The organism is Tardiphaga sp. 42S5 (genome assembly GCF_034044155.1).
Classification (GTDB): Bacteria; Pseudomonadota; Alphaproteobacteria; order Rhizobiales; family Xanthobacteraceae; genus Tardiphaga; species Tardiphaga robiniae.
Genome location: NZ_CP139027.1, coordinates 580,190 through 594,271, shown reverse-complemented (window position 1 = coordinate 594,271; position 14,082 = coordinate 580,190). Strand labels below are relative to the sequence as shown.

11 protein-coding genes are annotated in these 14,082 nt (G+C 61.3%); 5 read left to right on the top strand and 6 right to left on the bottom strand.

What is annotated here, in order from left to right; all coding sequences use genetic code 11:
- Positions 1-31: 31 nt before the first annotated feature.
- Genes SFY93_RS02730 through SFY93_RS02715 form a run of 4 tightly spaced genes read right to left on the bottom strand, consistent with a single transcriptional unit; the run spans position 32 to position 4,164 of the window.
- Positions 32-1,471, bottom strand: coding sequence for an amidohydrolase family protein (locus SFY93_RS02730; RefSeq protein ID WP_320445980.1), 1,440 nt, complete (start codon positions 1,469-1,471; stop codon positions 32-34).
- 8 nt (positions 1,472-1,479) lie between these two features.
- Positions 1,480-2,505, bottom strand: coding sequence for an ABC transporter substrate-binding protein (locus SFY93_RS02725; protein WP_320445979.1), 1,026 nt, complete (start codon positions 2,503-2,505; stop codon positions 1,480-1,482).
- A 27-nt stretch (positions 2,506-2,532) separates the two neighbouring features.
- Positions 2,533-3,306, bottom strand: a complete 774-nt coding sequence (locus SFY93_RS02720) for an ABC transporter permease (protein ID WP_320445978.1) — start codon at positions 3,304-3,306, stop codon at positions 2,533-2,535.
- Between the two features lie 3 nt (positions 3,307-3,309).
- Positions 3,310-4,164: an ABC transporter ATP-binding protein gene (locus SFY93_RS02715; protein ID WP_320445977.1), complete on the bottom strand. Its 855-nt coding sequence runs from the start codon at positions 4,162-4,164 to the stop codon at positions 3,310-3,312.
- A gap of 165 nt (positions 4,165-4,329) precedes the next feature.
- On the opposite strand from SFY93_RS02715, the gene SFY93_RS02710 reads away from it, so the two are divergent.
- The gene (locus SFY93_RS02710; RefSeq protein WP_320445976.1) at positions 4,330-5,031 is read left to right on the top strand and encodes a GntR family transcriptional regulator; all 702 of its coding nucleotides are present in this window, start codon (positions 4,330-4,332) and stop codon (positions 5,029-5,031) included.
- A 14-nt stretch (positions 5,032-5,045) separates the two neighbouring features.
- On the opposite strand, the gene SFY93_RS02705 is transcribed toward SFY93_RS02710, so the two are convergent.
- Entirely contained in the window at positions 5,046-6,440 is a 1,395-nt protein-coding gene (locus SFY93_RS02705; RefSeq protein WP_320445975.1) for an aminotransferase-like domain-containing protein, read from the bottom strand.
- 273 nt (positions 6,441-6,713) lie between these two features.
- Between SFY93_RS02705 and SFY93_RS02700 the strand changes: the two genes are divergently transcribed.
- The 4 genes from SFY93_RS02700 (at position 6,714) to SFY93_RS02685 (ending at position 11,492) form a co-directional block, all read left to right on the top strand.
- Positions 6,714-8,024, top strand: a complete 1,311-nt coding sequence (locus SFY93_RS02700; RefSeq protein WP_320445974.1) for a hydroxymethylglutaryl-CoA reductase, degradative — start codon at positions 6,714-6,716, stop codon at positions 8,022-8,024.
- 165 nt (positions 8,025-8,189) lie between these two features.
- Positions 8,190-9,428: a CaiB/BaiF CoA transferase family protein gene (locus SFY93_RS02695; RefSeq protein WP_320445973.1), complete on the top strand. Its 1,239-nt coding sequence runs from the start codon at positions 8,190-8,192 to the stop codon at positions 9,426-9,428.
- Positions 9,428-10,186: an enoyl-CoA hydratase/isomerase family protein gene (locus tag SFY93_RS02690; protein WP_320445972.1), complete on the top strand. Its 759-nt coding sequence runs from the start codon at positions 9,428-9,430 to the stop codon at positions 10,184-10,186. Before SFY93_RS02695 ends, SFY93_RS02690 begins: the two co-directional genes overlap by 1 nt.
- 76 nt (positions 10,187-10,262) lie before the next feature.
- Entirely contained in the window at positions 10,263-11,492 is a 1,230-nt protein-coding gene (locus SFY93_RS02685) for an ABC transporter substrate-binding protein (RefSeq protein ID WP_320445971.1), read from the top strand.
- A 66-nt stretch (positions 11,493-11,558) separates the two neighbouring features.
- Here the strand turns inward: SFY93_RS02685 and gyrB are convergent, their stop codons facing one another.
- Positions 11,559-14,000, bottom strand: a complete 2,442-nt coding sequence (gyrB, locus tag SFY93_RS02680; RefSeq protein WP_231078742.1) for a DNA topoisomerase (ATP-hydrolyzing) subunit B — start codon at positions 13,998-14,000, stop codon at positions 11,559-11,561.
- Positions 14,001-14,082: the final 82 nt, after the last annotated feature.

Genomic DNA, 14,082 nt, shown 5'->3' with positions numbered 1-14,082 from the left:
AAGGTTTGGTGAGCTAGCAGCGCCCCCGCTGCTAGCAACACCCCTGTTGCCGGAACCAGTGCGACACGGCGTTTTCGAACGGTGCCCAGGCGCGTTCGAACGCCTTGAACTGGGGCACGCTCTTGCGATAGAGCCCGCGCAACTCGGTCTCCATGGCCTCCAGGTCGACGCCGGTCGGCTTGCCATCGCGGCTGATGGTACGCCCGTCGACCACGACATCGCGAATGCAGCTGCTGTTGCCGCGGGCAAACAGCATGTCGATGGGATCGACCGGCATGATGGCATCGCGGTCGAGCTGGCCGATATCGAGAACAATGAAATCAGCGGCTTCTCCGGCGGCGAGCATGCCCGAGCCCGGTGCGCCGATCGACTTCCGGCCGTTGCGGACGGCGAGCGTGAGAAACTCCGCACGGCTCCATGTGCGGTCGAAGCCGAGGCCGTCATGCGCCATCTGCACGAGGCGCATTTCGCGGATCGCGTCGTCGTCTTCGTCGAGCGCGACGCCATCGATGCCCACGGCAATGGGGCAGCCGCGGCGATGCGCATCGGCAATCGGAGCGAGGCCTGAATGCAGATGAAGATTGGAGCTGAAATTCGTCACGATGGTCGCGCCGGACTCGGCGATCATATCGAGTTCGTCCGGCCGGGCATGGATGCAATGGGCCAGTGTCAGGCGGTTGGACAGCAGGCCGATATCTTTCAGGTAGCGCACAATGCCGCTCGGAAAAGCGCGGTCGGCCCATTGCCGCTGATAGATGGTCTCGAGCAGATGCATGTGCACGCGCCGGCCGGTCGTCGCGGAGCGCTGAGCAATGGCTTCGAGCAGTACAGGCGAGCACCACTGGACGCCGGCCGGACCGTGTTGCACATCGATCATCGGACCGGCGATGGCCGCATGAATGGCTTCGACGCGGTCGAGATATTCCGATGGTGTCGGGCTCGGACGAATGAACATGTCCTGGATCGCGCTGCGATCGCCCTCGGGCAATGCGGCAAGCACGTCTGCACTGTCGCCATAGACGATTGGATTCTGGTCGCGCACGGCCAGCGCGAAGGCCAGCCGGATGCCGACATCGCTGGCGGCTTTCGCAATCGCAATCGACTCGTCAAGGATCGGCATCTTGCCGCTTGGACGGGTGTAATGAATCATAGCGCCGCCGCAGCCTGCGCGCGCCGAGCGGGCGAGCGAGACAGCGGCGGCGAGATAGGGATCGGGCGGGGTACCGAAGGCCGAACGCGCGATCCACGATTCCAGTGGCATGTTCGATGCGCCGAAGGACGTCATGGATGGTCGCGCGTGGTCGTGGGCATTGACCAGCGCGGGAATGATCAGGTGGTTCGTCTGCGGCGAAATGCTTGCACCGGTTGAGACACTCGTGATCAGGCCATCCGCATGATGGATGCTGGCCTGAGGGACGAGGCCCCGATCTGTGCCGGTGAAGATATGAGCCGCAGACAGAACCTCAGTCATGGACGTAATCAGTTCTTCGTATAGATGAGCTCGCGCTCGGCGCGCGGCGGCAGGAATTCGCGGGAGAAGATTTCCTGTGGGGTCGGCGTGCGGCTGAGGCCGTAGCCCTCCACAACCATGCCGATGGCGCGGGCCATGCGATCGTCCTTGATGTCGCCGGTGCCGATTTCCTTCATCTCCGGCGTGACGATCAGCTTCTCGAAGGCATATTGCAGGCGGCGCTTTTCGACAGGGACGTCGATGAGGTTATCAAAGGTGGCGATCGCCTTGAGGGCTTCGTTTTGGTCCTTGGCGACCGCGAGATGCCCCTTGTTGATGGCGCGCACGAGGCCGGCAACGGCCTTCGGATTCTCCTTCAGCAGCTTCTTCGACACCATCACGCCATTGGAATACAGGTCGAGGCCGTAGTCACCGAAGGTGAACCACTTGAAGTCCTTCTCCGGATCCTGACGGTTCAGCACCAGGTTGAAGTAGCTGGTGATATTGAAGACGAGGGCGGCGTCGATGTCGCCCTTGATCAGCATCGGCTCCTGCAGATTGGGCGCCATGTTCGATACCTTGATCTTGTCGCCAGCGAGGCCGTTCTTCTGGATGAAGACCGGCAGCAGGCGGGTCGTCGGCGTGCCCTGCGCGCCGCCCAGCGTGCGGCCTTCGAAATCCTTGATGGTCTTGATGCCGCTGGTGTTCTTGGTCACGATGGCGAAGGGTGGCTGGTTCCACATCTGATACACCATCACCGGCGAATCCTGCGGACGCGTCGAGGCGTTCTGGATAATGGCATTGACGTCGCCGAAGCCGGCATCCCAGGCGCCGGACATAATGCGCGTCACCGTCGCACCGGAGCCTTCGCCCTGGTCGATCACCACGTTGAGGCCCTCTTCCTTGAAGAAGCCCTTCTCCTTCGCATAGAGGAAGGCGGCGTCGGCGCCCTGGGTCTTCCAGCCCAGCGTGAACTTGATGGTCGTCTCCTGAGCGAAGGCGGAGCCTGCGAGCAGGACGCTGCCGACGGCGAGGGCGGTCAATCTTTTCAACATGACGTTCTCCTGGTTGGTGTGAGGTGATTAGGTCGCAACGAGATCGTTCTTGCGTGTGGCCCAGCCGGTCACACGCGCCTCGATCAGAGAGAAAATGACGTAAAGCGTGACGCCGAGGATCGCGAGAATGAACAGGCAGGCGAACACCAGCGGGACGTTGAAGTTCGACGACGCGCTCATCATCACATTGCCGATGCCGCGATTGGACGCGACGGTCTCGGCCAGCACGGCACCAACGAAGGCGTAGCTCACCGCGACCTTCAGCGACGCGAAGAAGAACGGCATCGTGCGCGGCAGGCCGACATTCCAGAGAATGTCCATCTTGCTGGCGCCGAGTGCCTTCAGCACGTCCTCCAGTTCTGGCTCGGTGGTGGCGAGACCGGTTGCGATATTGACGACGATGGGAAAGAAGCAGATCGACAGTGCGGTCAGGACCGCAGGCACGGAGCCCGAACCGAACCACAGCACGAAGATCGGCACGACGGCGACTTTCGGAATCGACGAGAAGCCGACCAGCAGCGGATAGGCGGTGTCATAGGCGACTTTCGAGACGCCGATGACCGCGCCCAGCACCACGCCGAGGCCGACGCCAAGCACGAAGCCGGCCATGGTCGTGCCGAGGGTCTGCAGAATATGCGGCCACAGGATCGGGAAGCGCGCGATCAGCGTCGCAATGATTTCCGTCGGACGTGGAAGAACCAGATCCGACACGCCCGACATGGCGCAAAATAATTGCCATCCGACGAAGAAGATGACGATCAGTCCGAACGACCAGAGTTTTTGACGCAGGCCTACACTCATGACCTATGCCTCCTGCGCTTCGGGAGCGCTGCTCCGGGCGTTGACGATGAGTTCACGCAGGCGCTGATTGAGTGCAACGAAATCAGGCTCGAAAGTCATGGGGATGGTGCGCGGCCGTGGGAAATCCACCGGCCTGTCGTCGAGGATGCGGCCCGGTCGTGCGCTCATCACGCAGATGCGGCTGGCCAGGAAGCCGGCTTCGCGGAGGTCATGCGTGACCAGCAGCACCGTCGGTTTGTGTTGCAGCCAGAGGCTCTGCAGGATCGACCAGAGTTCTTCCTTGGTGAACTGGTCGAGCGCGCCGAACGGCTCGTCGAGCAGCAACATGCGCGGCTCATGGATCAGCGCGCGGCACAGATTGGCCCGCTGCAGCATGCCGCCGGAGAGCTGCCACGGATACTTGTTGCCGAAATCCTTGAGGCCGACCTGGGCCAGCAATGCATGCGCCTTGTCGCGAAATTCGCCTTTGCGCTTCTGTCGATACTCCGACCGGAACGGCTCCACGATCTTGAGCGGCAACATGATGTTCCGCTCGATGGTCAACCAGGGCAGCATGGTCGGGTTCTGGAACGCCATGCCGATTCGCAGCGCCTTGGCAGCGACCTCACGCCCGCCGACGATGACGACGCCGGTGGTGGGGCGGAGCAGATTGCTGACGAGCTTGAGGATCGTCGACTTGCCGCAGCCGGAGGGGCCGACAAGGGCGAGGAATTCGCCGTCGGGGATGATAAGGTTGGTCTCGGCAAGCGCCGGCGTGGCGGTCGGGCCGCGGCCGAACGTTACTGAGGTAGCGGACAGCTCAACGGCGACCGGTCTGCGCTGGCCCTCGGTGGGTCCATTTTCTTGCATACTTGTCATGGTGATAAGTGCATGCAATTGGGGTGCCACTTGAGTCCGGAGCGAAACGTTGTCATTTTACGTTCGCTCGCCATTCCCTGAGGAATTATTGGGCAGTCACTCTCCTCGATTGCATGCACTTCGTGCACGGCCCGGAATGCCCAAATCGCGACAGGTTCGATCTGAATGCCAGAAGCGCCGAATTCAAAAGACAAGGTTGGGGTGATCTGCCGCGCGCTGCGGCGGGCGATCATCGAGCAGGCTCTGGAACCCGGCGCCAAGCTTCCCGAGGACTCCTTGGGTGAGCGCTTCGGCGTCAGCCGCACCATTGCGCGCTATGCACTCGGGCAACTGGCGTCCGAGGGGCTTGTGGAGCTTCGCCGGAATCGCATCGCGGTGGTCGTGACGCCGAGCTGGCAGGACGCGCGCGACATCTTCGACATCCGGATGGATCTCGAGCGGCTGATCGTCCGCAAGATCGCCGGCAAGCTCAGCAGCAGCCAGATCGCGCGCCTCAAGGCGCATGTCGAGGCGGAGCGCGAGGCGCATGACGGGCCGAACGCCGTGTCCATTCGCCTAGCGACTGAATTTCACATCATGCTGGCGTCGATGACCAACAGTCCGGTGCTGGTCCGCTATGTCAGCGAGATCGCCTATCGCTGCTGTCTGACACTGTCGCTGTTCAGTCGCCCACATTCGTCGGAATGCGGCATCACCGAGCACATAGCGATCATCGAAGCGCTGCAGGAGGGCGATGCCAACAAGGCGATGTCGCTGATGCATTCGCATCTGGACTCGGTCGCTAACCGCGCGCTGGTGGAGCCGACCCCGGCGCGGGGCCGGGATCTGCTCGACGTACTGGCCCCCTATACCGAGGAAGCGACCTGAAGGCGTCGTGGCATCTATTGCAGCCGGCGCAGCAGAAATTCGTAGAATTTTGGATTGTCCGCCCGCGACACGTTGATCCTGATCGCTCGCGCCAGCGGACTGTTCTTGTCGAGGCAGAACAGGCTTCCCGGCGCGATGAAGATGCTGTCCTTCGCGCCTTCGCGCGCCAGCGCCATGTCGTCGATTCCGTCGGGCAGCAGCAGATACAGGTAATAGCCCGTGCGTGCATCGGTATAGAGCTGATGTCCGCCGCGCACGAGATTGGCGCGCACCTGGCCCATGGCGGCTTCACTCCGCTGTCCCAGCCGCTTCAGGTGCCGTTCATAGTGACCGTCCGCGAGCAGCCGGTGCAGCAGTCGCTCCACATGTCCTGAACTGTTGACGGTGGTAAGCATCTTCAATTCGGCCAGCGTCGCGATGCGGTCGCTGCGGGCCGCGATGAAGCCCGATCGCAGGCTTGCCGACAGCGTCTTCGAAAAGGTCCCGATCGAGATCACATTGTTCAACTGATCGAGCGTCGCCAGCCGGCTGTTCACCGCCATCGGCAGATCGGCAAACGGGTCGTCCTCGACGATCACGAGGTTCGATCGCATCGCCGTCTGAAGCACTGCATGCGCTACGGGCAGCGTGATCGATCCTCCGGTCGGATTGTGGCCAAGCGACTGCGTGAAAAACAGCTTCGGCCGCTCCGACTGGATCTTTGCGGCGAGGTCGTGGACATCCGGCCCATCCGCCAGGCGGCGAACGCCGACGATGCGAACCTGCGCCAGCGTGAGCTTTGCGAACAGAGGATAATAGCCGGGCTCGTCTACCAGCACTGTATCGCCAGGCGACAGCATCGCGCGGATGATCAGGTCGAGCGCGTGATTGGCTCCGAATGTGAGCAGAAGCCCGTCTTCCTTCACCGCGATTTGCCGGGCTTGCAGCCGCAATGCGATCTGTTGTCGGAGCGGCAGGAATCCGAGCGCGGAGCCATAGGCGTCAGCGGCGGCCGGCAGGATCCGTTCGGTCCCGCTCAGATGGCGCTTGATCTCCGATTGCTCCGTCCACGAAGCCGGCGGCCGTCCGTCGCCGACGCGGATCTCGAAATTCTGCGAGAGCTGGGCACTTAGCAGCGATGCGATGTCGACGGCTTCGCTCACGTGTTTCGGTCGCCCGCCATCATCGCCGCGATAGATGACCACGAAACCGGAGCCTGCCTTTGCCGCGACGAGATTGCCAAGCACCAGTCGGTCATAGGCTTCGACCACGGTGTTCTTCGACACGCCAAATTCCCCGGCGGCTTTTCTGATCGAGGGCAGGCGGTTGCCTTCCGGCAATGCGCCGGAGAGGATTTGCACACGCAACCGGCCGGCCAAAGTCTCGGCCAGCGTTGTGCTGCGGTCGGACGGCTCACGAGAAGCGGTCAAGCAATGCCTCCAGGTGCAGTGCTGGACGGTCCATCGGAACCGTACCTTCCTCCAAGAGCGACAAGATTGAATTCAATCGTCCAGTCTCATGTCTTCGCGCAGATGGACCTGGTCTGCACTCCATTTGCACGGAAGAATGCTGCATCCGCGAATAGAGAGCTCATATCGCCATGGGTACAGTCTAGGACAATATTTCAGAACTGTCTCTTTCGAACGTCATCCGCAGATGCCTAACGTGCCGCCAGCAGAAGACCCTGTATGGGAGGCGCCGCAATGGCCGGTTCAAAGTCGGGCGAACAGCCCGGAAAGATCAATTCGCGTTTGGAAAATCTGCGCAATCTCGCGCCTGCCGAAAGGCTGGGCCGTGTGATCGACGCGACCTCACTCGGTGACACCGAGCGCGCGGCCTTTGGCCCCGGTGCGCTGCCGCTCGAACTCGCCAATGGCATGATCGAGAATGTCATCGGCACGTTCGAACTGCCGGTCGGTATCGCCACCAATTTCACCGTGAACGGCCGTGACTATCTGATTCCGATGGCGGTCGAGGAGCCGTCGGTGGTGGCTGCAGCATCCTATATGGCACGCATCGTTCGCAAATGCGGCGGTTTCCAGACCTCAAGCTCAGCGCCGATCATGCGTGCGCAGGTGCAGGTGCTGGGTGTCACCGATGTGCATGGCGCCCGCGCCCGCGTATTGCGTGAGCGCGATGCCATCATCGAGGCGGCCAATGCCAAGGACAAGGTGTTGATCTCGCTCGGCGGCGGCTGCCGCGACGTCGAGGTGCATGTGTTCGAAGACACACCGGTGGGGCCGATGATGGCCGTGCATCTCATCGTCGACGTGCGCGATGCCATGGGCGCCAACACCGTCAACACGATGGCGGAGACGGTCGCGCCGCTGATCGAGAAGATCACCGGCGGAACCGTGCGTCTGCGCATCCTGTCGAACTATGCCGATCTGCGCATCGCCCGCGCAATGGTGTCAGTGACGCCGGAGGCGTTGAAGACCGAGGAATATGATGGCGAGCGGATCGCCCGCGGCATCGTCGAGGCCTGCGCGTTTGCGATCGTCGATCCCTACCGCGCTGCGACCCACAACAAGGGCATCATGAACGGTATCGATCCCGTGGTGGTCGCCACCGGCAATGACTGGCGCGCCATCGAGGCCGGCGCCCATGTCTGGGCTTCGCGCTCCGGCCGCTACACCTCGCTCACCAATTGGGAAATCGATGGCAGGGGCAATCTCGTCGGCACCATTGAGATGCCGATGGCGCTCGGCCTCGTCGGCGGTGCCACCAAGACCCATCCCGCCGCGCGAGCGGCCCTGAAGATACTTGGCGTGCAGAGTGCGCAGGAACTGGCGGAAGTCGCCGTTGCCGTCGGTCTGGCGCAGAACATGGGTGCGCTTCGTGCGCTGGCCACCGAAGGCATCCAGAAGGGGCACATGGCTCTGCATGCGCGCAACATTGCCATCGTCGCCGGTGCCACCGGCGACGAGATCGAGAAGGTCGCCGCTGCGCTCGCCGCCAATCACGACGTGCGTGTTGATCGCGCCAAGGAAGTTCTCGAGAAGCTGCGTTCGTAAAAAGTGGAGGCGTTCTAACGCCACTTTGTGCAACGTAACTTCGTGCAGGCGTCACACCTGCACGGCCGGCGGGTATGAAAATGTATCTTCGATACTCATGCTCTTGTACGAAAACCACGCGTGCCGATGTTGTCGGCGGATATTCGTATGGACTGGGAGGATGATGTGAACACTGCAGAAAAGATAGATGGGCTTAAGGAGCGCAACGGTCCTCTCAAGGGCGTGACGGTGCTTGACATCACGCGTGTTGTCGCAGGTCCATTCTGCTCGATGTTGTTCGCAGACCTGGGTGCCACTGTGATCAAGGTGGAGCATCCCGGAGAGCCGGATTATGCGCGGACCTTTCCACCCTTCGTCGGCAACGACGATGAGCAACTCAGCGCCTTCTTCACACAGTTCAACCGCAACAAGAGGGGCATCACGCTCAATCTCAAATCCGATGACGGCAAGACGCTGCTGAAGAAGCTAGTCGCAAAGGCCGATATCCTCGTCGAGAATTTCCGGCCGGGCACCATGGACAAGCTTGGCCTCAGCTACGAGGTGCTGCGCGAGATCAATCCCAGGCTCGTCTACACCGCTATCAGTGGCTTCGGTCGCACAGGTCCAAATTCATCCAAGCCGGCCTATGACAATACGGGGCAGGCGGCCGGCGGGCTGTGGTCGATGAATGGCTATGCCGATATGCCGCCCGTTCGCGTCGGCACGATCATCGGCGACCTCGCCGCTTCCCTCTATGCGGCTATCGGAACGCTCGCAGCATTGCGAGAGGCGGAGAAGACCGGCGTCGGTCAGGTGGTCGATGTATCTCAGCAAGACTCCGTGCTGACACTGACCGAGAACGCCGTGGTCCGTTACACCGCGCAGAAAGAGGTCGCCTCGCCATTGGGCAACGATCATCCGTTCGTTCGGCCCTATGGCCAGTTTCCCTGCAAGGACGGCTACGTTTTCTTCGGCGGCTACACCGACAAGTTCTGGGCGATTACCTGCGCGCTGTTCGGCGAGCCGGAACAGGCCAAAGATCCTGCCATCGATACGATGGAGAAGCGGTTCGATCACGCGGTGGCGGAGACCAGGGTCAAGCCGCTGCTGGAACGCTGGTTCGCGAACTACACCAAGGCCGAACTCGAGGAGATGGCGGGCGACAAGATCCCGCTCAGCGCCATCAAGACCATCGCCGAAGTGGTGGAAGACCCGCACATCGCTGCGCGTAACATGATCGTCGACGTTCCGATCGCCGGAAAGCTGATCGGCATGTTCGGCCTGCCGATCAAGCTATCCGGTGCGGGACGGATGTCGTTCGAAAAAGCGCCGCTGCCTGGCGAGGACAATGCAGAGGTTCTCTCCCGGTTGGCGGATGTCACGGCGGTCGAACTGGCGCGTCTCAAGGCGTCGGGAGCGATCTGATGTCGATTGATTTTATCAAGGACGGCCATGTCGCGACGGTCCGGATCAACCGGCCTGACAAAATGAATGCGCTGACCCTCGCCATGTATGACGATCTCGGTCGCGCATTCCACGAAATCAAGGCTGATGATGAGGTGCGGGCCGTCGTGCTGACCGGTGCGGGTGACCGCGCATTCTGCGTCGGTGCGGATCTTCGGGAGTCGATTCCGGCACTTGCGGCGGACACGATCGACATCTCTGCCTGGGATCCGGCCCACATCAAGTTTCCCGGATTCTATAAGCCGGTCATCAGCGCCATTCGCGGCATGTGCATGGGCGGCGGGTTCGAGATCATGCTGGCGACGGACATCCGGATCGCGGCGCGCGACGCTGTCTTTCAACTGCCCGAACCGAAGCACGGTTTCGTGCCGGCGGGAGGCACGCTCGTGCGCCTGGTCCGGCAGATCGGCTACGCGCATGCCATGGAGATCATGCTGACGGCAGAGCGTTTTTCCGCGGATGACATGCTTGCCAAAGGCGTCGTCAACCGGGTTGTCGATTCCGATCAAGTCGAACCGCTGGCCTATGAGATGGCAGCCAAGATCGCGGCACTGAGTCCGATCGCCATCCAGACCATCAAGGAAGCGGCGCTGACGCTTCAGGACCTGCCGCTCGCAGAAGCATTTCGCGTGGAGGCCGCGCTCGGTCAGCGCACCTTCACGAGTGCGGATGCCAAGCGTGGCCTGGCTGCGTTTGCGAACAGAGGAAACGAGAAGTGACGATGCGATAGGTCTCTGGAGAGATCGCGCGTCGCAGGCGTATTGAAAAATCAAAAACGTAAAAGGGGTGGAGGATATGAGACGATCTGAACTGGGTGCGTGCTTTACGACAGCGATTGCCAGCGTTTTTCTTTGCACCGCTTCTGCTTCGGCGCAGAACGCACAGGTCTCGGATGGCGTCGTCCGTATCGGCGTCATCGAGGATATGTCGGGCGTCTATGCCGACATTACCGGCAAGGGTGCCGTGACTGCGGCGCAGATGGCGGTGGAGGATTTCGGCGGCAAGGTCCTCGGCATGCCGATCGAGGTTGTATTCGCAGATCACCAGAACAAGCCCGATATTGCCGCCAACGCTGCACGCAAATGGTTCGATACCGACAAGGTCGATGCCATTCTCGACGTTGCGTCGTCCTCGCCTGCTTTGGCCGTCCTTGAAATCGCCAAGGAGAAGAAGAAGATCATCACGCTGAGCTCGCCGGGATCGACCCGGATCACGAACGAGGTGTGTGGACCCTATGTGGTTCATTGGGCCTATGACACATTCGCTATCGCGAACAGCACGGGCAAGGCGCTTGTCAGCCAGGGTTTCGATACCTGGTATTTCGTGACGGCGGACTATGCGTTCGGACAAGGCCTCGAGAAGGACACCGGCGATGTCGTCAAGGCATCGGGCGGCAAGGTCGCCGGCGCGACGAGACATCCGGTCGGGACCGCAGACTTCGCCTCCGTCCTGCTGCAGGCGCAGTCGTCCAAGGCCAAGGTGGTGGCTCTCGCCAATGCCGGCGGCGACACCATTAATTCGATCAAGCAGGCGGCAGAGTTCGGCTTGACGGCAGGCGGCCAGAAGCTCTCGGCGCTGGCCGGATTTATCAACGACGTTCACGGTCTCGGATTGAAGGAGGCCCAGGGGCTGACGATCACCGAGGCGTCGTATTGGGACATGAACGACGAGACGCGGAAGTGGTCGAAGCGCTTCTACGGGAAGGTTAACGCCATGCCGAACATGCTTCAGACCGGCACATATTCATCGGTACTGCATTATCTGAAGGCCGTTCAGGCCGCCGGCACCGACAGCACCGAAGAGGTGATGAAGAAGATGCGTGAACTGGCCGTCGATGACGTGTTCTACAAGAACGGCAAGATCCGCGAAGACGGTCGTATGGTCCACGACATGTATCTGTTCGAGGTGAAGAAGCCGAATGAATCCAAGGCACCATGGGATTATTACAAACTGCTCGCCACGGTACCCGCCGATCAGGCGTTTCAGCCGTTGGCGCAGTCGCGCTGCCCGCTGGCGAAGAAGTAGGATAAACGCAAAAAGGCCCGCCAGAATGGCGGGCCTTTTCAGTTTTATCTCTAGGGTGCGATACGCTTACACGTCCACATTCGCGCTGAGCGAATTATCCTGGATGAATTCGCGGCGCGGTTCGACTACATCGCCCATCAGTTTGGTGAAGATGTCGTCGGCCTCATCGACTTCCTTGACCCGGACTTGCAGCAGCGAACGCTCATTGGTGTCGAGCGTGGTTTCCCAGAGCTGGCCGGGGTTCATCTCGCCCAGACCTTTGTAGCGCTGCAGGGCCACGCCCTTGCGGCCGGCGTCGGTGACGGCCTCGAACAGCGAGACGGGGCCGTGAATCGGGAATTCGATGTCCTTGCGGCGCAGGACACCGGATTTCGGATAGGCCTCCTGCAGGCTGCCGGCATATTCGTCGAGCTTGCGCGCATCGGCGGAGCCGAGCAGGGCGTCATCGATGAAGGAGACGTCCTTCACACCGCGAATCGTGCGTTCAAAAAAGAAGCCCTGGCCTTCGCGGAATTCACCGATCCAGCCGCGCTCGACTTCGTCGGCCAGCGCATCCAGCCGCTTGGCGATGTAGTCGGCGGCGGCATTGGCGGTGGCGAGATCAGCGGTGACCCTCGGATTGAGCACGCCAGCGATTGCAGCTTGCTCGACGACCTTGCGATTATAGCGCGAGTGCAGGTTGTTCAGCGTCGAGCGGATGACGCGGGCGTCTTCCACCAGCGCCAGCAGATCTCGGCCCGTGCGATCCTCGCCCGAGGCGAGCTTGAAGATGCAATCGTCGAGACCCGTCTCGATCAGGTAGTCTTCCAGCGCCCGTTCGTCCTTGAGGTACTGCTCGGACTTGCCGCGCGTCACTTTGTAGAGCGGCGGCTGCGCGATGTAGAGATAGCCGCCTTCGATCAGCGTCGGCATCTGGCGGAAGAAGAACGTCAGCAGCAGCGTGCGGATATGCGCGCCATCGACGTCGGCGTCCGTCATCAGGATAATCTTGTGATAACGCAGTTTCGACAGGTCGAAGTCGTCGCGGCCGATGCCGGTGCCGAGCGCCGTGATCAGCGTGCCGATCTGTTCGGAGCCGAGCATCTTGTCGAAGCGCGCGCGCTCGACATTAAGGATCTTGCCGCGCAGCGGCAGCACGGCCTGGAATTCGCGGTTGCGGCCCTGTTTAGCGGAGCCGCCTGCCGAGTCACCCTCGACGATGAACAGTTCGGACTTGGCGGGATCGCGCTCCTGGCAGTCAGCTAGCTTGCCGGGCAGGGAGGCGATATCCAGCGCGCCCTTGCGCCGGGTCAGTTCGCGGGCCTTGCGGGCGGCTTCGCGGGCAGCGCCAGCTTCGATCACCTTGCTGACGATGATCTTGGCTTCGGTCGGATGTTCCTCGAACCACGAGGCGAGGGCTTCGTTGAGAACGTTCTCGACCACTGGACGCACCTCCGAGGACACCAGCTTGTCCTTGGTCTGCGATGAAAATTTCGGATCGGGCACTTTCACCGACAGCACGGCAGTGAGACCTTCGCGGCAATCGTCGCCGGTCAGGGCGATCTTTTCCTTCTTGGCGACAACTTCGGCATAGCCGTTGACCTGACGCGTCAGCGCGCCACGGAAACCGGCCAGATGGGTACCACCGTCGCGCTGCGGGATGTTGTTGGTAAAACACAGCACGTTCTCGTGGTAGCTGTCGTTCCACCACATCGCGACTTCGACACTGATGCCGCTCTGTTCAGCGCGCATTACGATTGGCGTCGGCACCATCGCCTTCTTGTTGCGGTCGAGATATTTGACGAATTCCTCGACGCCGCCCTCATACATCATGTTCTCGGTCTTCTCGACCGGATGACGCAGATCCGACAATCTGATGTTGACGCCGGAATTCAGGAAGGCGAGCTCGCGCAGACGATGTTCGAGTGTCGCGAAATCATATTCGAGTGTCGTGAATGTTTCCGCCGAGGCATAGAACGTCACTTCGGTGCCGCGCCTGCCATTGGCATCGCCGACGACCGAGAGCGGCGCCACCGCGTCGCCATGGGCGAATTCGATGCGGTGCTCTTTGTCGTTGCGCCAGACGCGAAGGATCAGCTTGCTCGACAGCGCGTTGACGACGGACACGCCGACGCCATGCAGACCGCCGGATACTTTGTAGGAGTTCTGGTCGAATTTTCCGCCGGCATGGAGCTGGGTCATGATGACCTCGGCTGCCGAAATGCCTTCGCCCTTGTGAATGTCCACGGGAATGCCGCGACCGTCGTCGCGCACCGTCACCGAGCCATCGGCATTCAGAATAACTTCGACGGCGCTGGCGTGACCCGCAAGCGCTTCGTCGATCGCGTTATCGACGACTTCATAGACCATGTGATGCAGGCCGGAACCGTCGTCCGTATCGCCGATATACATGCCCGGGCGCTTGCGGACGGCGTCGAGTCCCTTCAGGACCCGGATCGATTCCGCACCGTATTCGATGGGAATGGCATGCTCAGTGTCGGCGATGGGTTGCCGGGCTGGTTCAGTCATGTAGGGGCCTTCGAAGGTGTGCCGAATCAGCGCGGAAAACGGCGCTTGAATCGCTCTATTTGTGCCATGAAAGGCGCATTGC

Bases quoted from the DNA above. Each gene is read 5' to 3' on its own strand.
- SFY93_RS02730 (WP_320445980.1), bottom strand. From the start codon at position 1,471: ATGACTGAGGTTCTGTCTGCGGCTCATATCTTCACCGGCACAGATCGG.
- SFY93_RS02725 (WP_320445979.1), bottom strand. From the start codon at position 2,505: ATGTTGAAAAGATTGACCGCCCTCGCCGTCGGCAGCGTCCTGCTCGCA.
- SFY93_RS02720 (WP_320445978.1), bottom strand. From the start codon at position 3,306: ATGAGTGTAGGCCTGCGTCAAAAACTCTGGTCGTTCGGACTGATCGTC.
- SFY93_RS02715 (WP_320445977.1), bottom strand. From the start codon at position 4,164: ATGACAAGTATGCAAGAAAATGGACCCACCGAGGGCCAGCGCAGACCG.
- SFY93_RS02710 (WP_320445976.1), top strand. From the start codon at position 4,330: ATGCCAGAAGCGCCGAATTCAAAAGACAAGGTTGGGGTGATCTGCCGC.
- SFY93_RS02700 (WP_320445974.1), top strand. From the start codon at position 6,714: ATGGCCGGTTCAAAGTCGGGCGAACAGCCCGGAAAGATCAATTCGCGT.
- SFY93_RS02690 (WP_320445972.1), top strand. From the start codon at position 9,428: ATGTCGATTGATTTTATCAAGGACGGCCATGTCGCGACGGTCCGGATC.
- SFY93_RS02685 (WP_320445971.1), top strand. From the start codon at position 10,263: ATGAGACGATCTGAACTGGGTGCGTGCTTTACGACAGCGATTGCCAGC.
- gyrB (WP_231078742.1), bottom strand. From the start codon at position 14,000: ATGACTGAACCAGCCCGGCAACCCATCGCCGACACTGAGCATGCCATT.